The sequence below is a fragment of the Agromyces sp. MMS24-K17 genome (assembly GCF_043950245.1).
In the GTDB taxonomy this organism is placed as follows: Bacteria; Actinomycetota; Actinomycetes; order Actinomycetales; family Microbacteriaceae; genus Agromyces.
The window spans coordinates 3287042-3307985 of the sequence record NZ_CP171640.1 but is presented as its reverse complement, the minus strand read 5'-3'; the positions used below and the strand labels follow the sequence as shown (position 1 = coordinate 3307985).

Here is a 20944-nt window from a genome sequence, read left to right as displayed (position 1 = left end):
CGCAACCGAGGACCAACAGTGACCCACCACCTCTACCTCGTCCGTCACGGCGAACAACTCGACGCGGAGTACGGCGTCGCCGACGGGGCCCTCTCGCCGCGCGGCCGCCGGCAGGCGGAGCTGCTCGCCGCCCGCCTCGGCGGGGTGAACTTCGACGCCGCGTGGCACTCGCCGCTGCAGCGCGCCGCCGAGACGGCCGACATCATCGCGGCGAAGATGCCCGCCCTCGAGCCCGAGCCCTCGGCGCTCCTGTTCGACTGCGTGCCCTCGGGCCCGGCCCCCGAGACCCCGTCGGCGTACGACCCGTTCTTCAAGTCGTTCACGCCCGACGAGGTCGAGGCCGGACGGGCGCAGATGGCGGATGCCGCGGCCGAGTTCCTGCGCGGCGGCGCCCGCGGCGACCGCCACGAACTCCTGATCACGCACAACTTCGTCATCGGATGGTTCGTGCGCGAGGCGCTCGGCGCCCCGGACTGGCGCTGGGTGTCGGTGAACCAGGCGCATTGCGGGCTCACGGTGCTCAGCCAGAAGCCCGGCCGGCCGTGGAACCTCGTCGTGCACAACGACGTCGCCCATCTCCCGGCGGAGCTCCGCACCGGGCTGCCCGAGGTCTACGGCATCTGAACCGGGCGGGCGGCGACCGTCAGCCGACCGGCTTGCCGTACCAGTCGGTCGCGTTCGGGTTGTCGTTGTAGGGCGCGATCGCGGCGTAGCCGCTCGATCGGTAGAGGCCGCCCGCGGCCTCGAGGCTCGCGTTGGTGTCGAGCACGAGCTCCTCGGCGCCGAAGGCGATCGCCCGGGCCTCGAGCTCGGCGAGCAGCCGGCGGCCCGCGCCGTGCCCGCGCGCCTCGGGCCGGAGCCAGAGGTGCTTCACCTCGTATCGCACCCGGCCCTCCGGCGACGGCTCGATGCGGCGCACGCCGCCGCAGCCGACCGGTGCGGATGCCTCGTCGTCGCCCTCGACCAGCAGGAAGACGCCGGCCGGCGGCGTGAACGACGCGTCGGCGGGGAACGTCGGCCGGTAGGCGCCCTGGGCCGCCGGGAACCCGGCCGCCCGCTCCGCGAAGTACTCGACGAGCAGCGCGTGGGCGTCGGCATCGGTCGGGAGGGCGTCGCGGTACGTCGGCATGCGCCCAGCCTAGGTCGGGGCCGGCGCCCTGCCGCTCCGGCGGGCGCCGGTAGACTCGGATCCCGTGACGATACGGGTCGCCGTGGCCGGGGCCACGGGAAAGATGGGACAGCTCGCACTCCGGCTCATCGAGGCGGCCGACGACCTCGAGCTGCACGCCGGGCTCTCGTCCCGCTCGAGCCTCGACGAGCTCGACGGCGCCGACGTCGTGTTCGACGTGACCCACCCGGCGTCGAGCGAGGGCATCGTCCGGCACGCGGTCGACCGTGGCATCCCCACCGTCGTCGGCACCTCGGGGTGGTCGAGCGAGCGCATCGCCGGCATCGCCGCGCACCGCCGCACCGCGGGCACCGAGGCCGGCGTGCTGTTCATCCCCAACTTCTCCGTCGGCAGCGTGCTGGGCACGGTGCTCTCGGCGCTCGCCGCCCCGTACTTCGAGTCGATCGAGGTCGTCGAGGCGCACCACGCGGGCAAGGTCGACTCCCCGTCCGGCACCGCCGTCCGCACCGCCGAGGTCATCGCCGACCGGCGCGGCGACCGGCCCGTGCAGGCGCCGCACGCCGACCAGCGCGCCCGCGGGCAGCTCGTCGCCGGCATCCCGGTGCACAGCCTCCGGCTGTCGGGACTCCTGGCCGAGCAGCGGGTCGTGCTCGGCGGCGTCGGCGAGACGCTCACCGTGACGCACTCGACCCTGTCGTCGAGCTCGTACGAGGCGGGCATCCTGCTCGCCCTGCGCCGTGCCCCCGAGGCCGACGGCATCGTCGTGGGCCTCGATGCGCTGCTCGGCCTCGACGCGCTCCTCGCCCACGACCTGTCCGGCGGCCGATGAGCGCGCGGGCCGGCGCGCTCCTCATGGGGGTGCTGCTGGCGGCCTACCTGGTGCTCGTCGGCTGGCGGGCCGTGCAGTTCGTGCAGACGGGCGAGCCCATCGCCGTCGCCATCGGCGTCGCCCTGCTCGTGCTGCCCCTGATCGGCGCGTGGGCGCTGTGGCGGGAGATCGACTTCGGCGTGCGGTCGCAGCGTCTCGTCCGCCGGCTCGAGGCGGAGGACGGGCCGATCGACCTCGGCCTGTCGACCCGCCCGAGCGGGCGCGCGGAGGACCGTGCGGCGGCCGACGCGGCCTTCGAAGACTTCCGGGCCGACGCCGAGGCGCACCCCGACGATTGGCGGTCGTGGCTGCGGCTCGGGCTCGCCTACGACGCCGCAGGTGACCGGAAGCGGGCGCGCGGCGCGATCCGCCGGTCGATCACGCTCGCGCGGCCGACCCGCTGAGCATCGCGTCGATCGCCTCGTCGATCGTTCGGCACGAGAATTCGTAGCCGTCCTCGAGCAGGCGCTTGGGGCGCACCTTCTGGCTGGCCAGCAGCAGTTCCTGCGCCGCGACGCCGAGCGCCGTGTCGAGGAGCTTCTCCGACACGTGCATCGCGTACGGGCGGTGCAGCTTCGCCGCGAGCTTGGCGAGCACCTGGTCGGCGGTCGCCGGCGTCGGCCCGACGAGGTTGACCGACCCCGACAGGTCGGAGCCGAGCAGGTGCACGAGCGCGCCGACCTCGTCGTCGAGGGCGATCCACGGCCAGTGCTGGCCGCCGGTGCCGAGCCGGCCCGATGCGCCGAGCTTCGTGAGCGTGGAGATCCGCTGCATCGCCCCGCCGCGGCCGATGACGATGCCGCTGCGGAACGTCACGGTCCGGGTGGCTGCGGGCGCGAGCGCGGCGGCCTGCTCCCAGCGCTGCACGACGTCGGCGAGGAACCCCGTGCCCGGCGAGGACGCCTCGGTCAGGAGCTCCCCGGGTCGGTCGCCGTAGACGCCGACCGCGGCCCCGCTGAGGAAGACCGTGGGCGGGTTCGCGGCCTTGCGCATGGCGTCGGCGAGCGTGCGCGTCGCGCCGATGCGCGAGTCGAGGATCTCCCGGCGGTACCGCTTCGTCCACGGGAGGTGCGCGAGCGAGGCGCCGGAGAGGTTCACGACCGCGTCGACGCGGTCCATCACCGTGAAGTCGATGATCCCGGACGCGGGGGACCAGCTCACCTCGTCGGCGGCCTCCGCGCGCCGGCGCACGAGGCGGAGCACCTCGTGGCCGTCGTCGCGGAGGCGCGCGGTGAGCGCCGTGCCGATGAAGCCGGATGCGCCGGCGACGAGCACCCGCACGTCAGGCGAGCTCGGCTTCGATCGTGATCGGGATGCCGGCGAGGGCCTGCGAGATCGGGCAGTTGGCCTTCGCGTCGTCGGCGAACGCCTCGAACTCCGCCTCGCTCAGCCCGGGCACCCGGGCGCTCACGAGGAGGTGGCTGCCGAGCACGCCCTTGCCGGCCTCGAAGGTCACCGCGGCGGTCGTCTGGACGCGTTCGGGTGCGTGCCCGGCGTTGGCGAGGGCGAACGAGAGCGCCATCGAGAAGCAGGCGGAGTGCGCGGCCGCGAGGAGCTCCTCGGGCGTGGTGGTCGCCGCGACCCCCTCCGAGCGGGCCTTCCAGTTGACGGGGAACTGGGCCAGGCCCGACGAGTCGAGTGCGACCGTTCCGTTCCCGTCGATGAGTCCGCCTGCCCACACGGTGGTGGATTCGCTCGTGACCGCCATGGTTCCTCCTCCTCGAAGCCGGATTTCCAGCCTAGCCATGCCACGCCGTGCGCGGCAGGGGCACGCTCAGGCGGGGCGGATGACCCGGGCCCGCACCAGCAGCAGGTAGATCTGGCAGCCGAGGCAGAAGGCGAACGCCGCGTTGAGGAACGCGGCGATGAACGCGAACGCGGCCGCGATCGGCACGGCGAGCGGCAGCCCGGCCACGCCGAGCACCACGCCCACGACGGTCACGATGAAGCCGACGCCCTGGGCGAAGGTCGGCGGGCGCGGGTCCTCGAGCTCGGCGGGCGGCGCGAGGCGCGGGCGCACGAGGGTGCGGAACACCCAGCCCCACGGTGAGCGCGAGACGCCCGCGATCGCGCTCCAGAGGAAGATCGCCGACAGCGCGGCGAGCAGGATCCAGGCGGCGAGGGCGGCGTCGGCGAGGCCGAGCACCACGTCGACGAGCAGCAGCGCGGCGGTGATGGCGGCGGCGAAGCGGGGGCCGCGCGGGTCGATGCCGCGCGGCGCGTCAGGCTGGGACATGGTCGCTCCCGGTGAGTCGGTCGAGGAGGGCGGTGAGGTCGGCGGTGCGGGGGACGCCGCCGATGCGGGCCACGCGGGCGCCCGCGTGGTCGAGCACGAGCGTGGTCGGGGTCTGGACGATGCCGAACCGGTCGGCGAGCCGGGCGTCGCGGGTGAGGTCGATCTCCACGTGGCGCACGCCCTCGTACCGGCCGGCGAGCTCGCCGAGCGCGCGGGCGGTGGCGGGGCAGCGGCTGCAGTACTCGGTGGAGAACTGCACGAGCGTGGCCTCGGCGCCGAGGGCGCCCGGAGCGAGCGGCAGGTCGGCGGCATCGGGCCGGGCCGGGGCATCCGACGCCGGTGAGACCGTCGAGACGCGGCCGGTGCGCGCGCGCATCGCGAACCCCGCGGCCGTCGCGATCGCGACGAGCGCGGCAGCGGCGAGGAGCGCGACGGGCCAGTCCATGGACCGAAGGCTAGGCCGGTCGGATGCCCCGCGGCGGCGTGTGACCCCCCGTGACGCGGCCCGCCGGGGCGGGGCATCCGACCGGGGTCGGCGGCGGCGGCTACCATCGAGGGCGTGAGCCAGGCGATTCCGACCCCGTACGAAGACCTCCTGCGCGACACGCTCGCGAACGGCACGCACAAGTCCGATCGAACGGGCACCGGCACGACGAGCGTCTTCGGCCGGCAGATCCGGTTCGACCTCGCCGAGTCGTTCCCGCTCATCACCACGAAGCGCGTGCACTTCAAGTCGATCGCGATCGAGCTGCTCTGGTTCCTCCGGGGCGAGTCCAACGTGGGCTGGCTGCAGGAGCACGGCGTCAGCATCTGGGACGAGTGGGCCGACGAGCGCGGCGAGCTCGGGCCCGTCTACGGCGTGCAGTGGCGCTCGTGGCCGACGCCCTCGGGCGACCACATCGACCAGATCGCCCAGGTGATCGACGACATCCGCCGCACGCCCGACTCGCGCCGGCTCATCGTCTCGGCGTGGAACCCGGCCGACATCCCCGACATGGCGCTCGCGCCCTGCCACGCGCTCTTCCAGTTCTACGTCGCCGACGGCAAGCTCAGCTGCCAGCTCTACCAGCGCAGCGCCGACCTCTTCCTCGGGGTGCCGTTCAACATCGCGTCGTACGCGCTGCTGACGCTCATGGTCGCCCAGCAGGTCGGCCTCGAGCCGGGCGAGTTCGTGTGGACGGGCGGCGACTGCCACATCTACGACAACCACCGCGAGCAGGTCGCCGAGCAGCTCTCCCGCGACCCGTACCCGTACCCGACGTTGCGGTTCACGCGGAAGCCGGCGTCGATCCTCGACTACGAGTACGACGACTTCGACGTCGTCGACTACGTGCACCACCCCGCGATCCGGGCCGCGGTCGCGGTCTGACGTGGCGGGCATCGGTTCGGTCCGCGTCGGCCTGGTCTGGGCGGAGGCGCGCGACGGCGTCATCGGCGCTGCGGGCGGCATGCCCTGGCACCTGCCGGAGGACCTCGCGCACTTCAAGCAGGTCACCGACGGATGCCCCGTCGTCATGGGGCGGCGCACGTGGGAGTCGCTGCCGCCCCGGTTCCGGCCCCTGCCCGGACGGCGGAACCTGGTCGTCACCCGGCAGCCCGACTGGGCCGCGGACGGCGCCGAGCGCGCGGCATCCCTCGACGAGGCCCTCGCCCTCGCCGCCGAGGGCCGCGGGCCCGACGGCTGGACCTGGGTGATCGGCGGCGCCGAGGTGTACCGCCAGGCGATCACCCTGGCCGACCGGCTCGAGGTCACCGAGATCGACCTCGAGGTCGCGGGCGACGCCGTGGCGCCGTCGAGGGACGGGTGGCGGCCGACCGAGGCGGGGGACTGGCAGACGTCCCGCACGGGTCTGTGCTACCGATTCCTGCGCCTGGAGCGCTGACCTCCCGACCTCCCTCGCCCGCGCTCGGCGACCCTTGTGCGATTCGAAGCGCTTCGATACTCTCGCGACCGGATCACCGGATCCGCGACCGACACGAAGGAGTGCGAATGGTGCGTTGGAGATCGAGAACCTGGACGACGGCGGTCGCCGCCGCAGCGGCGGGCGCCGTGGTCGCCGCCGGATCGGCGGGAGCGGCCGTCGCGTCCGTGGCGGGACCGCCCGCGGGCGACGAGCCCGCGCCCGCCTACGACTGGTCGAACGTCGCGATCTCGGGAGGCGGCTACGTCCCCGGTATCGTCTACAACCCGACCGAGGCCGGGCTCGTGTACGCCCGCACCGACATCGGCGGCGCGTACCGGCTGGACCGCGCCACGGATCGCTGGGTGCCGCTGCTCGACCACGTCGGCTGGGACGACTGGAACCGGCTCGGCGTGCTCAGCCTCGCCACCGACCCCGTCGAGACCTCGCGCGTGTACGCCGCCGTCGGCATGTACACGAACGAGTGGGACCCGAACGACGGCGCGATCCTCCGCTCTGCCGACTACGGCGAGACCTGGGAGGCGACGGACCTGCCGTTCAAGGTCGGGGGCAACATGCCGGGCCGCGGCATCGGCGAGCGGCTCCAGATCGACCCGAACGACGGCGACGTGCTCTACTTCGGCGCCGAGGAGGGGCAGGGCCTCTGGCGCTCGACCGACGCGGGCGTCACCTTCGAGCAGGTGCGGAGCTTCCCGAACGTCGGCGACTTCGCGCCCGACCCTGATTCGGACAACTCCTACCTGCGGTCGGAGCTCGGCGTGCTGTGGACGGCGTTCGACGCCGCGTCGTCGCAGCCCGGCACCGCGACCTCCACGATCTTCACCGCCGTCGCCGACACCGACCACATCCTCTACCGCTCCGACGACGCGGGTGCCACCTGGTCCGAGGTCCCGGGCGCGCCGACCGGATTCCTCCCGCAGCGCGGCGTGATCGACGACGCCGGCCGGTTCCTCTACCTCTCGACCACGAACACGTCCGGACCGTACGACGGCTCCGACGGCGAGGTCTGGCGGTACGGGCTCGACGACGGCACGTGGACCGACATCACCCCCACGCAGCGACCCGTCGGCGGCGACTTCGGGTTCGGCGGCCTGACGATCGACCGGAGCGACCCCGACACGATCATGGTCGCCACGCAGATCCAGTGGTGGCCGGACATCCTGATCTTCCGCAGCACCGACCGCGGCGACACGTGGTCGCCGATCTGGGACTACTCCTACGACGGCGGCGCGCACGTCGTGCGCAAATACGAGCAGTCGATCGACGGCGTGCCGTGGCTCGCGTTCGGCAAGGAGGTCGGCGACCCGGTGCCGTGGGTCGAGCCCACGCCCAAGCTCGGCTGGATGGTGTCTGCGCTCGAGATCGACCCGCACGACCCCGACGAGCTGATGTACGGCACCGGAGCGACGATCTACCGCGCGGAGGACCTCACCGCGTGGGATGAGCCCGACGGCGTGATCCACCTCGCTCCCGCGGCCGACGGCATCGAGGAGACCGCGATCCAGGACCTCGTCGCACCGGCCGGCGACGTCGACCTGGTGTCGGCGATGTACGACCTCGGCGGCTTCGTGCACGACGACCTCGCCGTCGTGCCGAACTCGTTCCGGGGCCCGTACTTCGGCGGCGCGGTGAGCGTGGATGCCGCGGGGCTGGCCTCCGACGTCATCGCCCGCGCGGGCACCGACGGCGCGGGCGTCCACCGCGCCGCGGTCTCGACGGACTCGGGCGTCACCTGGACGGCGTCGCCCGCGGTCGACGGAGCCACCGGGGCCGGCACGGTCGCCGTCACCGCCGACGGCACCGGCGCGATCTGGGCTCCGGCCGGCGGCGCGCCGCAGGTGAGCGCGGATGCCGGCGCCGGCTGGACCCCGGTCGTCGGGCTGCCCGCGGGGGCGAGGGTCGAGGCCGACCGCACCGACGCCCGCACCGTGTACGGCTTCGCGGCCGGCACGTTCTACCGCTCGACCAACGGCGGCGCGACGTTCGCCGCGGTGAACGACACCGCGCTCCCCGCCGAGGGGAACGCGCGCTTCGCCGCGATGCCCGGACGGATCGGGGAACTCTGGTTCGCCGGCGGCTCGGACGACGGCGCCTACGGGATGTGGCGGTCGACCGACGGCGGGCGCAGCTGGAGCACGGTGAGCGGCTTCGACGAGGCCGACACGATCGGATTCGGCAAGGCGGCGCCCGGGAGCACGCGACCCGCGATCTACACGGCCGCCGAGCGCGACGGGATCCGCGGCGTCTACCGCTCGACCGACGGCGGCGCGACCTGGGTCCGCGCCAACGACGACGAGCACCAGTGGGGCAGCCTCCACGCCGACATCGAGGGCGACCCCGATGTCTTCGGGCGGGTCTACCTCGCCACCAACGGCCGTGGGATCGTGGTCGGCGACGACGTGGCCGCCTCGGCACCGCCGGCCTGGAGCGCGTCGACGACCTACCACGAGGGGGACGTCGTCGGCTTCGGCGGATCCACGTGGGTCGCGTCGTGGTGGACCCGCGGCGATGCGCCGGGGGCTGCACGCGGCTCATGGCAGGAGGTCGTCGCGACGGCGGACGGCGTGGCGCGCTGGACCGCGACGCGCATCTTCCTCGCGGGCGACGTCGTTCGTCACGACGGGGAGCTGTGGCGGGCGAAGTGGTGGACGCGCGGCGATGCCCCCGGAACGGGCAAGAAGGGTCCGTGGGAGCGGATCGCCTGATCACCCGGTGCCCCTGCCGGCCGGCCGCGGTCGGCAGGGGCACCCCGGCGCGCGCGCGTCACGGCCCGGCCCGGGTCGCCCGGGCCGCGCCGGGTTGAGCCGGGCCGCGCCGGGCCGCGCGGAACCGATAGCCTGTAGGGCGTGACTTCGAGAGAACCCCTTCGGACAAGTGCTCGTCGCGCTCGTCACGCCGATGACGGCGGACGGCGAGGTCGATTGGCCCGGGGTCGAGAAGCACATCGACGATGTCATCTCGGCGGGCGCCGACGGCATCGTCGTCACGGGCACCACCGGTGAGACCTCCACCCTCACCGACCCCGAGAAGCTGCGGCTCGTCGAGGTCGGGAAGGACGTGGCGGCCGGCCGCGCCAAGATCATCACCGGCGGCGGCTCGAACGAGACCGCGCACGCGATCGAGCTGTACAAGCACTCCGAGCAGGCCGGCGCCGACGGCATCATGATCGTCACGCCGTACTACAACAAGCCCACGCAGGCCGGCATCCTCACGCACTTCCGGCTCGTCGCCGACGCGACCGACCTGCCGGTGATCCTCTACGACATCCCCGGCCGCACCGGCGTGCCGATCAAGTACGAGACGATCCTGCGCCTCGCCAAGCACCCGAACATCCTCGCCGTCAAGGACGCGAAGGGCGACTTCAGCGAGGTCAGCCGGGTGCTGAACCAGACCGACCTGCTGTACTTCTCCGGCGACGACGCGAACGTGCTCCCGCACCTCGCGATCGGCGCCACCGGCCTCATCGGCGTCACCGCGAACATCGCCCCGGCGCCGTACCGCACCATCGTCGACGCCGTGAACCGCGGCGACCTGAAGACGGCCACCGCCGCGCACCAGCAGCTCGAGCCGCTCGTGCGCGCCGTCATGACCCACGTGCCCGGTACGGTCGCGGCGAAGTACATCCTGCACGGGCTCGGCCGCATCGGCAGCCCGCGCGTGCGCCTGCCGCTCGTCGGCCCCGAGGAGTGGGAGGCCGCCCTCATCGAGGACGAGATCGACCACGTCCAGGGCATCCCCGGCGTCGACTTCCACAACTTCCGGCCCGACCGCAACGCCGCCGCCGGCGGCGCGCTGCCGAAGGTCGCCGGCACCACCCGCTGACGCGACGCGTCGGCACCGAGACATCCGCGCGGCCCAGGCGGCCCGCACCAACTGCACACCGAGATCAAGGAGGGCACATGCCCGACGTCGTCATCGACCCTGCCCCGCTCGAAGCGGGCACGCTCCGCATCATCCCCGTCGGCGGCCTCGGCGAGGTCGGCCGCAACATGACCAGCTACGAGATCGACGGCAAGATCCTCATCGTCGACTGCGGCGTGCTCTTCCCGGAGGAGCACCAGCCCGGCGTCGACCTGATCCTGCCCGACTTCGGCTTCCTCGCCGACCGCCTCGACGACGTGGTCGGCGTCGTGCTCACGCACGGCCACGAGGACCACATCGGCGCCGTGCCGTACCTGCTGAAGCGCCGCGCCGACATCCCGCTGATCGGCTCCACGCTGACCCTCGCGCTCGTCGAGGCGAAGCTCAAGGAGCACCGCATCCAGCCCTACAGCCTCACGGTGAAGGAGGGCCAGCGCGAGCAGCTCGGCCCGTTCGACCTCGAGTTCATCGCGGTCAACCACTCCATCCCCGACGCGCTCGCGGTCGCGATCCGCACGAGCGCCGGCACGGTGCTCGGCACCGGCGACTTCAAGATGGACCAGCTCCCGCTCGACGGCCGGCTCACCGACCTGCGCGAGTTCGCGCGGCTCGGCAAGGAGGGCGTCGACCTGTTCATGGTCGACTCCACGAACGCGGATGTCCCGGGCTTCACGCCGCTCGAGAAGGAGATCGGCCCCGTCCTCGACCAGGTCATCTCGCGGGCGACGAAGAAGGTCGTGGTCGCGAGCTTCTCGAGCCACGTGCACCGCGTGCAGCAGGTGCTCGACGCGGCCCACGCGAACGGGCGCCGCGTGGCGCTCCTCGGCCGCAGCATGGTGCGCAACATGACGATCGCCGAGTCGCTCGGCTACCTCAGGGTGCCGCAGGGCGTGCTCGTCGACTACAAGAAGGCCGGCGACATCCCCGACGACCGCATCGTCTACATGTCGACGGGGTCGCAGGGCGAGCCGATGGCGGTGCTCAGCCGCATGGCGAACCGCGACCACCAGATCGAGGTCGGCGAGGGCGACACCGTCATCCTCGCGTCGAGCCTCATCCCCGGCAACGAGAACGCCGTGTACCGCGTGATCGACGGGCTCACGAAGCTCGGCGCGAACGTCGTGCACAAGGGCAACGCGAAGGTGCACGTCTCGGGCCACGCGGCCGCGGGCGAGTTGCTCTACTGCTACAACATCCTCCAGCCGCGCAACGTCCTGCCGATCCACGGCGAGTACCGGCACCTCGTCGCGAACGCGCGGCTCGCGCGGCAGACCGGCATCCCCGAGGAGCGCACCTTCATCGGCGAGAACGGCACCGTGTTCGACCTCCGCGACGGCGACGTGCGGGTGGTCGGCCAGCTCGACCTCGGCTTCGTGTACGTCGACGGATCCACGGTCGGCGAGATCACCGACGCCGACCTGAAGGACCGCCGCATCCTCGCCGAGGAGGGCTTCATCTCGGTCATCGTCGTCGTCGACGCGACGACCGGCCGGGTCATCTCCGGCCCCGAGATCCACGCCCGCGGCTTCGCCGAGGACGACGCGGTGTTCGAGGACGTGAAGCCGAAGATCATCCAGGCGCTCGCCGACGCGGCGCGCGACGGGGTTCGCGACCAGCACGCGCTGCAGCAGCTCGTGCGGCGTACGCTCGGCACCTGGGTGAACCGGCGCCTGCGCCGCCGCCCGATGCTGGTGCCGCTGGTCATCGAGGCGTAGCCGGGGCCCCGGCCACCGGGTGCGCACGCGGCGCGGTGGCCGCCGCCGGGCAGGGAAACACCGTCGAAACACCGGTCGCGTACGCTCCGGTCATGGCGGACTTCACCATCCGCCCGGCGGCTCCGAATGACGGCGCGTTCCTGGCCGACATGGTCGTCGAGGCGGCGAACTGGCGCGACGGCATCAACCGTCCGCGGCCGACCGTGCTGGCCGATCCGATCTACCGCGGGTTCGTCGCGGGCTGGCAGCGGCCCTCCGACGCCGGGTTCGTCGCCGTCGACGGCGACCGGCGGCCCGTGGGTGCCGCGTGGTACCGGCTCTTCGCGGCCGATGCCGCGGCGCACGGGTTCGTCGGCGTCGGCGTGCCCGAGCTCATCATCGGCGTGCGGCCGCTCTGGCGGGCGCAGGGCGTCGGCCGCGCGTTGATGCGGGCGCTCACCGAGCAGGCGCGGCGCGCGGGCTTCGCCCGGATCACGCTGAGCGTCGAGCGCGACAACCACGCCGGGCAGTTGTACCGCTCGGAGGGGTTCGCGATCGTCTCCGACGCGGTGCCCGGTCGTCACACGATGGTCCGCCGCCTGCGCTGACCGGGGCCCCAGTTCGAGGCATCCCGCGGCGCCTCCGGGGTGGTGACGGATGCGCCCGCTAGCGTGGTGCGCATGGCTACGAGCACCAGGTCGAACGGGCGCGCCTCCGGCGCGTCCGGCCGCGGCTCGTCGCGCACCGCGCCCACGAAGAAGCTTCCGGCGTCCGCGACGAAGTCGGCCGCGAAGGGTCCCGCGTCCGCCGGGCGCGAGGGTCCGAACCTCCTCGTCCGGGCGTGGATGGGCCTGGCGCACGTCACGGGCGGTGCGGCGCGCGCCCTCGGCCCCGAGACGCTCGCGAAGGAGGAGCGTCGCGACGGGCTGCCGTTCTTCATCGTGCTGCTCGCGATCACCGGCGCCGTCGTCGAGTGGTTCTACATCAACGAATCGCTCGCGCAGCAGTTCGACGCCTGGACCTTCGGCGGCCTGTTCGGCCGGGTCGCGTTCGGGCTGCCGGTCGTCATGCTGCTCTTCGCGATCTGGCTGTTCCGCCATCCCAGCTCGGTGCACGACAACACGCGCATCGGCATCGGCCTGTCGCTGCTGCTGCTCAGCATCTCGGGGCTCTGCCACGTATTCGGCGGCCAGCCCGACCCGAGTCAGGGCATGCCCGCGCTCGCCCGGGCCGGCGGCATCCTCGGCTGGATGCTCGCCGAGCCGCTCATCTTCCTGATCACGCCGATCGGCGCGACCGCCGTCATCGGGCTGCTGCTCGTACTGTCGCTGCTGATCATGACGAAGACGCCGCCGAACCGCATCGGCGCGCGCTTCCGCGAACTGTACGTCTGGCTGTTCGGCGCGCACGAGGCGGCGCCCGCAGCGGATGCCCCGGAGCCCGCCAAGCGCCGCCGCGGCAAGGCCGAGCGCACCGAGCAGGTGCCCCTCGACGGGGTCGACGACGAGGACGCGACGCCGGCCGCGCTGCCGTGGTGGCGCCGCAACGCGTCGAACCGCGAGGAGGACCCGGACTTCGCCGAGGCGGGAGCCACGGGCATCGCCGAGGTCTTCGGTCCGGGCTCGGCCGACGGCAGCTTCGCGTCGGCGCTCGAGGGCGACCCCGGGCCTGACGCGTACGGCACCGAGATCCTCGGCGACCTCCAGCGCGCCGAGTCGGCGGTGCGCGCGTTCACGGGCGAGGTGCCGCAGGGCGGCATCGGCCTGCGCGACGACGGCGCCGCGACGGGCGTGCTGACGGGCTTCGACGCGCTCGCGGCCGACGTCGCAGACGCCGGTGCCGGGGGTGCCGTCGCCGGCACCGGGCTTCCCGCGGTGCCCGGTGCCGAGGAGCCCGCCGAGCCGGCCCGGCCCTACAGCCTGCCGTCCGCAGCGACGCTCGCCGCCGGCGCGCCCGCGAAGCAGCGCTCCGCGGTGAACGACGAGGTCGTGCGCCAGATCACGGCCGTGCTCGACCAGTTCGGCGTGGACGCGAAGGTCACCGGATTCTCCCGCGGCCCGACCGTGACGCAGTACGAGATCGAGCTCGGGCCGGGCGTGAAGGTCGAGCGCGTCACCGCCCTGTCGAAGAACCTCGCGTACGCGGTCGCGTCGAACGAGGTGCGCATCCTCTCGCCGATCCCGGGCAAGAGCGCGATCGGCGTCGAGATCCCGAACGCCGACCGCGAGATCGTCACGCTCGGCGACGTGCTCCGCTCGGGCCCCGCGACGAACGCGAAGCACCCGATGACCATCGGCGTCGGCAAGGACGTGGGCGGCGGCTACGTCGTCGCCAACCTCGCGAAGATGCCCCACCTCCTCGTGGCCGGCTCGACCGGCTCGGGCAAGTCGAGCTTCGTGAACTCGATGATCACGAGCCTGCTCATGCGCGCGAAGCCCGCCGACGTGCGCATGGTGCTCATCGACCCCAAGCGCGTCGAACTGACGTCCTACGCGGGCGTGCCGCACCTCATCACGCCGATCATCACGAACCCGAAGAAGGCCGCCGAGGCGCTGCAGTGGGTCGTCAAGGAGATGGACATGCGGTACGACGACCTCGCGTCGTTCGGGTTCCGCCACATCGACGACTTCAACGCGGCCGTGCGCAACGAGGAGATCGTGCTGCCGGCCGGCAGCGAGCGCAAGCTCAAGCCGTACCCCTACCTCCTCGTCGTCGTCGACGAGCTCGCCGACCTCATGATGGTCGCCCCGCGCGACGTCGAGGACTCGATCGTGCGCATCACCCAGCTCGCGCGCGCCTCGGGCATCCACCTCGTGCTCGCGACCCAGCGTCCGAGCGTCGACGTCGTGACGGGCCTCATCAAGGCGAACGTGCCGAGCCGCCTCGCGTTCGCCGTCACGAGCGTCACCGACTCCCGGGTCATCCTCGACCAGCCGGGCGCCGACAAGCTCATCGGCCAGGGCGACGGACTCTTCCTGCCGATGGGCGCCTCGAAGGCGCTCCGCGTGCAGGGCGCCTGGGTCAGCGAGGCCGAGATCGAGCGGGTCGTCAAGCACGTCACCCGCCAGGCGCGCCCCGAGTACCGGCAGGATGTCGACGCCGTCGTCGAGCGCAAGGAGATCGACTCCGACATCGGCGACGACCTCGAGCTGCTGCTCGCCGCCGCCGAGCTCGTCGTGTCGAGCCAGTTCGGCTCGACCTCGATGCTGCAACGCAAGCTCCGGGTCGGCTTCGCGAAGGCCGGCCGCCTCATGGACCTGCTCGAGTCCCGCGAGATCGTCGGCCCGAGCGAGGGCTCGAAGGCCCGCGACGTGCTGGTGACCGTCGAGCAGCTTCCCGGCGTGCTCGCCCGCATCCGGGGCGACGAGCCGCCCGGTGGCGCGGCCGCCGCGCCGGCCGCGCCCGCGTCGGCACCCGGCGGCCCGGTCCCGACGGGCGGGATCTCGCGGCCGGTGCCGACCGAACCGATCGACGACCGCTACGACGACCCGGTGGGCCGCATCCCCGAAGGCCTCGAGGAGGTCGACGGCGACCCCGACGAGGATGCCTGGGGGCTCACGGGCCGCGACTGAGCGGCCCGCTATCCTGAGGGCATGACCCCACCCGAGGCCACCAGGACGTCCAACTGGAACCTGCCGAACGCGATCACGATCGTGCGGATCCTGCTCGCCCCGGTGTTCTTCTGGCTGCTGCTCGTCGACGACGGCGAGGGCGGCACGCTGCGCTGGATCGCCACCGCGATCTTCGTCATCGCGATCGCGACCGACGGCATCGACGGGTACATCGCCCGCAGCCGCGGGCTGGTCACCGACCTCGGCAAGATCCTCGATCCGATCGCCGACAAGCTGCTCACGAGCGGCGCCCTCGTGTGCCTCTCGCTCCTCGGCGAGGTGCCATGGTGGGTGACGATCGTCATCGTCGTGCGCGAGGTCGGCATCACCGTCTGGCGCTTCGTGGAGCTCGGCCGGGGCAACGTGGTGCCCGCCGCCTCCGGCGGCAAGCTGAAGACCCTCGTGCAGGCCGTCGCGATCTCCTTCGCCCTGGCGCCGCTCCCGGCGCTCCTCGGCGAGTGGATGGCGTGGGTGAACGCCGTGCTGCTGGCGGCGGCGCTCGTCCTCACCGTCTGGTCGGGGCTGCTCTACGTCCGCGATGCGCTGCGCCTCGCGCGCGAGCACCGCAGCGCATGAGCGACCCGCGCTCGGTCGCCGGCGGCGCACCGTCCGAGGTCGCCCGGGCACTCGTGGCCGAACTGGCCCGGCGCGGGCTCACCCTCGCCGTCGCCGAGTCCCTCACGGGCGGACTCGTCGCCGCCGCGGTCGTCGACGTGCCCGGGGCATCCGCGGTGCTGATCGGTGGCGTGGTCGCGTACGCGACGCCGGTGAAGCACTCGCTGGTGGGCGTCGACGCGGCCCTGCTGGCCGAACGAGGGGCCGTCGACCCGCAGGTGGCCGAGCAGTTGGCCGACGGCGTGCGGCGTGCGTGCGCGGTGGACGGCCGCCCGGCGGACGTCGGCATCGGCACGACCGGGGTCGCCGGACCCGACCCGCAGGACGGCCATGAGGCGGGCGAGGTCTACGTGGGGATCGCGTCGCCACGGGGCATCCGCTCCGTCCGACTGGCGCTCGACGGCGGCCGAGCGGTCATCCGCCGCGGCGCCGTGGAGGCGGCCCTCGCGGCCGCGCTCGACGAGGTCGCGGCACTCCCGGTGACATGATCCCCGGGTGGGAATACCGTTCGTGAACACCCTGTTACATGTCGCAGGTTCACACGGAAAGCCCAGTGTGAAAGGCTTAGGGTCGAGGCACGGGATCCAGGGTCAGGCCGACCCTCCCCGCCGGGGATTCGAATGGATCCGAGGCTCGATCTGACGAAGGAGGTTCCGATGGTTCTGGTTCGACAGGAGATCGGCGACGTGCTGCGGGACTTCCGTCTCCAGAAGGGTCGCACCCTCCGCCAGGTGGCCAGCAAGGCCAGCGTCGCGCTCGGGTACCTCAGCGAGGTCGAGCGCGGGCAGAAGGAGGCCTCGAGCGAGATCCTCGCCTCGGTGGCCGAGGCGCTCGACACGCCCATCTCGGTGATCATGCACGAGGTCGGAGACCGGCTCGCCGTGCTCGAGGGGCTCACCCCGGTGGTGCCCGACAGCCTCCCCGACGAGCTCGTCGCGGAGTTCGACGCGGACATGATGGTCCGCTGACCAAGACGTACGAAGTGGTGATCGGCCGGTCGGGAGACCGGCCGATCGCATGTCCGGGCGCCGGTCGTCCGCGGTGATCCGCCCCGCGATCCGGTACCCGATCCGAGGAGTGGTGTGAAGCTCAGCGAGTTCCGGCTCGCCGTCGACGACGAGTTCGGCGAGGCGTACGGCGCGGTCGTCCTCCGCGACGTGGTGCTCGAGGTGCTGGGCGGTCGCACCGCCACGGAGGCGCTCTCGGCGGGCGTGGCGCCCCGCGAGGTCTGGCTGGCGCTGTGCGTCGCGATGGACGTGCCGACCGCGCGCCGGCACGGTCCCACGCGCCGCGAGCGCGGCCCGCGAGCCTGATCCTCCAGCGGATGCCGCGCCGAATGCGTGTTCGACACGCCGGCGCGCCGGTTCGAACATCCGTTCGTCGATCGCGGTAGGCTCCTCACCAGCGGGGCGTTCCGGCGTCGCCGTCCACAGCCAGGGCTCCACGGCCCCGGAATGTCGGAGGGCGGCCCTACGGTCGAAGTCGTCGGAACACACCGCAAACCGCCTTGTCGCAAGACGTGCCGGGTCACGGCCGGGCATGTGGAACGACAGCCGAGAGGCAGCCACCACCGAGACGAAGGAGCCACCAATGCCCTCACCCGCAGACCGCGAGAAGTCCCTCGAAGCGGCACTCGCCCAGATCGACCGCCAGTTCGGCAAGGGATCGGTGATGCGCCTCGGCAGCGAGGAGCGCGCGCCGGTCGAGATCATCCCCACCGGTTCCATCGCGCTCGACGTGGCGCTCGGTGTCGGCGGCCTCCCGCGAGGCCGCATCGTCGAGATCTACGGCCCGGAGTCGTCGGGTAAGACGACCCTGACGCTCCACGCGATCGCGAACGTGCAGCGCGCCGGCGGCATCGCCGCGTTCATCGACGCCGAGCACGCGCTCGACCCCGAGTACGCGAAGAAGCTCGGCGTCGACATCGACTCGCTCCTCGTCTCGCAGCCCGACACGGGCGAGCAGGCGCTCGAGATCGCCGACATGCTCGTCCGCTCGGGCTCGATCGACCTCGTCGTCATCGACTCGGTCGCGGCCCTCGTGCCCCGTGCCGAGATCGAGGGCGAGATGGGCGACTCGCACGTCGGCCTCCAGGCCCGCCTCATGTCGCAGGCGCTGCGCAAGCTCACCGGTGGCCTCAACCAGACGAAGACCACGGCGATCTTCATCAACCAGCTGCGCGAGAAGATCGGCGTCTTCTTCGGCAGCCCCGAGACGACCGCGGGCGGTAAGGCGCTGAAGTTCTACGCGTCGGTCCGCCTCGACATCCGTCGCATCGAGACCCTGAAGGACGGCACCGAGGCGGTCGGCAACCGCACGCGCGTCAAGGTCGTCAAGAACAAGATGGCGCCGCCCTTCAAGCAGGCCGAGTTCGACATCCTGTTCGGTGTCGGCATCTCGCGCGAGGGCTCGCTGATCGACTACGGCGTCGATCAGGGCATCGTGAAGAAGTCGGGGGCCTGGTACACGTACGACGGCGACCAGCTCGGGCAGGGCAAGGAGAACGCGCGCAACTTCCTCCTGCAGAACCCCGACATCGCCGCCGACATCGAGCAGAAGATCCTCGTGAAGCTCGGCATCGGGTCGGCGGGTGCGGCACCCGCCGCAGCGGCGCCGTCCAACGTCGAGCCGATCGCGGCGAAGCAGCGTCGCGGGGCCTGACCGTCCGCACGACCGGCCCGGGCGCGAGCCCGGGCCGCTGATGACCAGGCGCTACCAGATCAGGGAAACGAAACCGGGGGAGGCGTTGCGATGCACGATCAGGATCGACGGTCGCCGTCCGCCGGGGAATCCGGCGAGCACCTCGCCCCGGTCTCGTACCTGCCCTGGGTCGGGTCGTCCGACCCGAGGGCACGGTCGACCGCCGAGGACGACGTGGCTGCGGCGAGCGATGCGACGGGCGACGAGCCGGAGGAGACCGGCGCCGAGCGCGACGAGCGGATCGACCGCCTCGTCGTGAACCGGCTGCGCCGGTCGTCGCTGTCGGTCGCCGAGGTGCGTGCCGTGCTCGTCGAGCACGGGCTCGACGACGGCGAGGTCGAGGACTGGCTCGAACGGTACGAGCGCCTCGGCTACCTCGACGACGCCCGGCTCGCGGAGCAGGTCGTGCACATGCAGGCGGTCCGGCGGGGTCGGGGCAGCAGCGCCGTCATCACCGAGCTCACCCGTCGTGGGATCGACGGCGAGGTGGCGCATTCCGCGGTCGCGGCGATCGACCACGACGCGGAGGTCGGCAACGCCGTCGCCGTGGCCGAGCGACGGGCGCGCCAGCTCGGGGGACTCGATCGCGCGGTCGCCGAACGGCGGCTCACGGCCTTCCTCATGCGCCGCGGGTACCCCTCGGACGTGGTGCGCGAGGCGGTCGCGTCGGCGCTGCCGCGTCGTCCCTCGTAGACTGTCCTGATCATGAGCACGCTTCACGAGGCCTCGGCGGTCGAGGTCGGCAGCGCCACGTCCGCGCCCCGCACCTACGAGGTGCGCACGTTCGGCTGCCAGATGAACGTGCACGACTCCGAACGCCTGTCGGGTTCGCTCGAGGCGGCGGGGTACGTGCCGGCGAACGGCGTCGAGCCCGACGTCGTCGTCATCAACACCTGCGCGGTCCGCGAGAACGCCGACAACAAGCTGTACGGCAACCTCGGACACCTGGCCGGGGTCAAGCGCCGCCACGAGGGCATGCAGATCGCGGTGGGCGGCTGCCTCGCCCAGAAGGACAAGAACGTCATCCTCGAGAAGGCGCCCTGGGTCGACGTCGTGTTCGGCACGCACAACATGGGCTCGCTGCCGAGCCTGCTCGAGCGCGCGCGCCACAACGACGAGGCGCAGCTCGAGATCCTCGACGCGCTCGAGGTCTTCCCCTCGACGCTGCCGACGAAGCGCGACTCCACCTACAGCGGCTGGGTGTCGATCTCGGTCGGCTGCAACAACACGTGCACCTTCTGCATCGTGCCCGCCCTGCGCGGCAAGGAGAAGGACCGCCGCCCCGGCGAGATCCTCGCCGAGGTGCAGGCACTCGTCGACGACGGCGCCATCGAGGTCACCCTCCTCGGGCAGAACGTGAACTCCTACGGCGTCGAGTTCGGCGACCGCCAGGCCTTCGGCAAGCTGCTGCGGGCCGTGGGGCAGATCGACGGGCTCGAGCGGGTGCGGTTCACGAGCCCCCACCCCGCCGCGTTCACCGACGACGTCATCGACGCCATGGCCGAGACGCCGAACGTGATGCCCCAGCTGCACATGCCGCTGCAGTCGGGCAGCGACCGCATCCTGAAGGCGATGCGCCGGTCGTACCGTTCCGAGAAGTTCCTCGGCATCCTCGACCGCGTGCGCGCGAAGATCCCGAACGCGGCGATCTCCACCGACATCATCGTCGGTTTCCCGGGCGAGACCGAGGAGGACTTCCAGGAGACCCTCCGGGTCGTGGAGGCCGCGCGGTTCGCCTCGGCGTTCACCTTCCAGTACTCGATCCGTCCGGGCACGCCCGCGGCGACCATGGAGGAGCAGGTGCCGAAGGAGGTCGTGCAGGAGCGCTACGAGCGCCTCGCCGCCCTCCAGGAGCGCATCTCGCTGGAGGAGAACCAGGCGGTCGTCGGCCGCGCCGTCGAGGTGCTCGTCGCCTCCGGAGAGGGCAAGAAGGACGCCGAGACGCACCGCCTGAGCGGTCGCTCGGAAGACAGCCGGCTGGTGCACTTCGACGTGCCGGAGGGCTCGCCCGTGCCGCGGCCCGGCGACGTCGTGTCGGTCGTGATCACCCGGGCGGCGCCGTTCCACCTGATCGCCGACTCGCCCGACGGCGCGCCCCTCGTCATCCGCCGTACCCGCGCCGGTGACGCGTGGGACCGCGCCGAGGCCGAGAGCTGCGGCGTGCCCGCCGCACCCGGCGCGGGCGGGGCATCCGCCGCGGGGCCGGTATCGCTCGGCCTGCCGAGCCTCCGGATCGTGCGCGAGCCGCTCGTCTCGCCGGGCGTCGGCACGATGCCCATCTACGACCCGAGCGACTCCCTCCGCTGAC

The 20944-nt window shown here is 72.6% G+C and carries 22 protein-coding genes; 17 read left to right on the top strand and 5 right to left on the bottom strand.

Annotation, left to right across the window (positions count from 1 at the left end):
* Positions 1-18 precede the first annotated feature (18 nt).
* The gene (locus tag ACGGZK_RS15200; protein ID WP_395243461.1) at positions 19-624 is read left to right on the top strand and encodes a histidine phosphatase family protein; all 606 of its coding nucleotides are present in this window, start codon (positions 19-21) and stop codon (positions 622-624) included.
* Between the two features lie 19 nt (positions 625-643).
* Here ACGGZK_RS15200 and ACGGZK_RS15195 read toward each other — a convergent pair whose 3' ends face one another.
* The gene (locus tag ACGGZK_RS15195) at positions 644-1129 is read right to left on the bottom strand and encodes a GNAT family N-acetyltransferase (protein WP_395243460.1); all 486 of its coding nucleotides are present in this window, start codon (positions 1127-1129) and stop codon (positions 644-646) included.
* Positions 1130-1232: 103 nt separating this feature from the next.
* Between ACGGZK_RS15195 and dapB the strand changes: the two genes are divergently transcribed.
* Together dapB and ACGGZK_RS15185 are read left to right on the top strand one after the other, a co-directional pair.
* Positions 1233-1958: a 4-hydroxy-tetrahydrodipicolinate reductase gene (gene dapB, locus ACGGZK_RS15190; RefSeq protein WP_395243459.1), complete on the top strand. Its 726-nt coding sequence runs from the start codon at positions 1233-1235 to the stop codon at positions 1956-1958.
* Positions 1955-2401 carry a hypothetical protein gene (locus ACGGZK_RS15185; protein WP_395243458.1) on the top strand — a complete coding sequence of 149 codons (447 nt, stop codon included), beginning with the start codon at positions 1955-1957 and terminating at the stop codon, positions 2399-2401. The genes dapB and ACGGZK_RS15185 overlap by 4 nt, the downstream gene beginning before the upstream one ends.
* Here ACGGZK_RS15185 and ACGGZK_RS15180 read toward each other — a convergent pair.
* The 4 genes from ACGGZK_RS15180 to ACGGZK_RS15165 form a co-directional block, all read right to left on the bottom strand.
* On the bottom strand, positions 2376-3278 hold the full coding sequence (locus ACGGZK_RS15180; protein ID WP_395243457.1) for a TIGR01777 family oxidoreductase: 903 nt from the start codon (positions 3276-3278) through the stop codon (positions 2376-2378). The genes ACGGZK_RS15185 and ACGGZK_RS15180 overlap by 26 nt on opposite strands.
* Position 3279: 1 nt before the next feature.
* Positions 3280-3705, bottom strand: coding sequence for an OsmC family peroxiredoxin (locus tag ACGGZK_RS15175; protein ID WP_395243456.1), 426 nt, complete (start codon positions 3703-3705; stop codon positions 3280-3282).
* A 66-nt stretch (positions 3706-3771) separates the two neighbouring features.
* Positions 3772-4233, bottom strand: a complete 462-nt coding sequence (locus tag ACGGZK_RS15170; protein ID WP_395243455.1) for a DUF4395 family protein — start codon at positions 4231-4233, stop codon at positions 3772-3774.
* Complete coding sequence (locus ACGGZK_RS15165; RefSeq protein WP_395243454.1) at positions 4220-4678, bottom strand: TlpA family protein disulfide reductase; 459 nt, start codon at positions 4676-4678, stop codon at positions 4220-4222. Before ACGGZK_RS15165 ends, ACGGZK_RS15170 begins: the two co-directional genes overlap by 14 nt.
* Positions 4679-4792: 114 nt before the next feature.
* On the opposite strand from ACGGZK_RS15165, the gene ACGGZK_RS15160 reads away from it, so the two are divergent.
* The 14 genes from ACGGZK_RS15160 to miaB all read left to right on the top strand — a co-directional run bounded on the left by ACGGZK_RS15160 (position 4793) and on the right by miaB (position 20943).
* A complete protein-coding gene (locus tag ACGGZK_RS15160) occupies positions 4793-5602 on the top strand; it encodes a thymidylate synthase (protein ID WP_395243453.1) in 810 nt (269 codons plus the stop codon).
* Position 5603: 1 nt separating this feature from the next.
* Positions 5604-6116 carry a dihydrofolate reductase gene (locus ACGGZK_RS15155; protein ID WP_395243452.1) on the top strand — a complete coding sequence of 171 codons (513 nt, stop codon included), beginning with the start codon at positions 5604-5606 and terminating at the stop codon, positions 6114-6116.
* 107 nt (positions 6117-6223) lie between these two features.
* Positions 6224-8860, top strand: coding sequence for a carbohydrate-binding protein (locus ACGGZK_RS15150; RefSeq protein ID WP_395243451.1), 2637 nt, complete (start codon positions 6224-6226; stop codon positions 8858-8860).
* 169 nt (positions 8861-9029) lie between these two features.
* Positions 9030-9977 (top strand): 4-hydroxy-tetrahydrodipicolinate synthase, encoded by a 948-nt coding sequence (gene dapA / locus ACGGZK_RS15145; RefSeq protein ID WP_395243450.1) that lies wholly within the window; start codon positions 9030-9032, stop codon positions 9975-9977.
* A 77-nt stretch (positions 9978-10054) separates the two neighbouring features.
* A complete protein-coding gene (locus ACGGZK_RS15140; RefSeq protein ID WP_395243449.1) occupies positions 10055-11731 on the top strand; it encodes a ribonuclease J in 1677 nt (558 codons plus the stop codon).
* Between the two features lie 92 nt (positions 11732-11823).
* A complete protein-coding gene (locus ACGGZK_RS15135; RefSeq protein ID WP_395243448.1) occupies positions 11824-12318 on the top strand; it encodes a GNAT family N-acetyltransferase in 495 nt (164 codons plus the stop codon).
* Positions 12319-12390: 72 nt separating this feature from the next.
* On the top strand, positions 12391-15282 hold the full coding sequence (locus tag ACGGZK_RS15130) for a DNA translocase FtsK (RefSeq protein WP_395243447.1): 2892 nt from the start codon (positions 12391-12393) through the stop codon (positions 15280-15282).
* A gap of 21 nt (positions 15283-15303) precedes the next feature.
* On the top strand, positions 15304-15897 hold the full coding sequence (gene pgsA, locus ACGGZK_RS15125; protein ID WP_395243446.1) for a CDP-diacylglycerol--glycerol-3-phosphate 3-phosphatidyltransferase: 594 nt from the start codon (positions 15304-15306) through the stop codon (positions 15895-15897).
* Positions 15894-16424: a CinA family protein gene (locus ACGGZK_RS15120; protein WP_395243445.1), complete on the top strand. Its 531-nt coding sequence runs from the start codon at positions 15894-15896 to the stop codon at positions 16422-16424. The genes pgsA and ACGGZK_RS15120 overlap by 4 nt, the downstream gene beginning before the upstream one ends.
* A gap of 168 nt (positions 16425-16592) precedes the next feature.
* On the top strand, positions 16593-16904 hold the full coding sequence (locus ACGGZK_RS15115; RefSeq protein ID WP_121476643.1) for a helix-turn-helix transcriptional regulator: 312 nt from the start codon (positions 16593-16595) through the stop codon (positions 16902-16904).
* A 114-nt stretch (positions 16905-17018) separates the two neighbouring features.
* Positions 17019-17249, top strand: coding sequence for a DUF3046 domain-containing protein (locus tag ACGGZK_RS15110; protein WP_395243444.1), 231 nt, complete (start codon positions 17019-17021; stop codon positions 17247-17249).
* 277 nt (positions 17250-17526) lie between these two features.
* Entirely contained in the window at positions 17527-18597 is a 1071-nt protein-coding gene (gene recA / locus ACGGZK_RS15105) for a recombinase RecA (protein WP_395243443.1), read from the top strand.
* 90 nt (positions 18598-18687) lie between these two features.
* Positions 18688-19329, top strand: coding sequence for a regulatory protein RecX (locus tag ACGGZK_RS15100; protein ID WP_395243442.1), 642 nt, complete (start codon positions 18688-18690; stop codon positions 19327-19329).
* A 12-nt stretch (positions 19330-19341) separates the two neighbouring features.
* Complete coding sequence (miaB, locus tag ACGGZK_RS15095; protein WP_395243441.1) at positions 19342-20943, top strand: tRNA (N6-isopentenyl adenosine(37)-C2)-methylthiotransferase MiaB; 1602 nt, start codon at positions 19342-19344, stop codon at positions 20941-20943.
* The last annotated feature ends 1 nt before the right edge of the window (position 20944 follow it).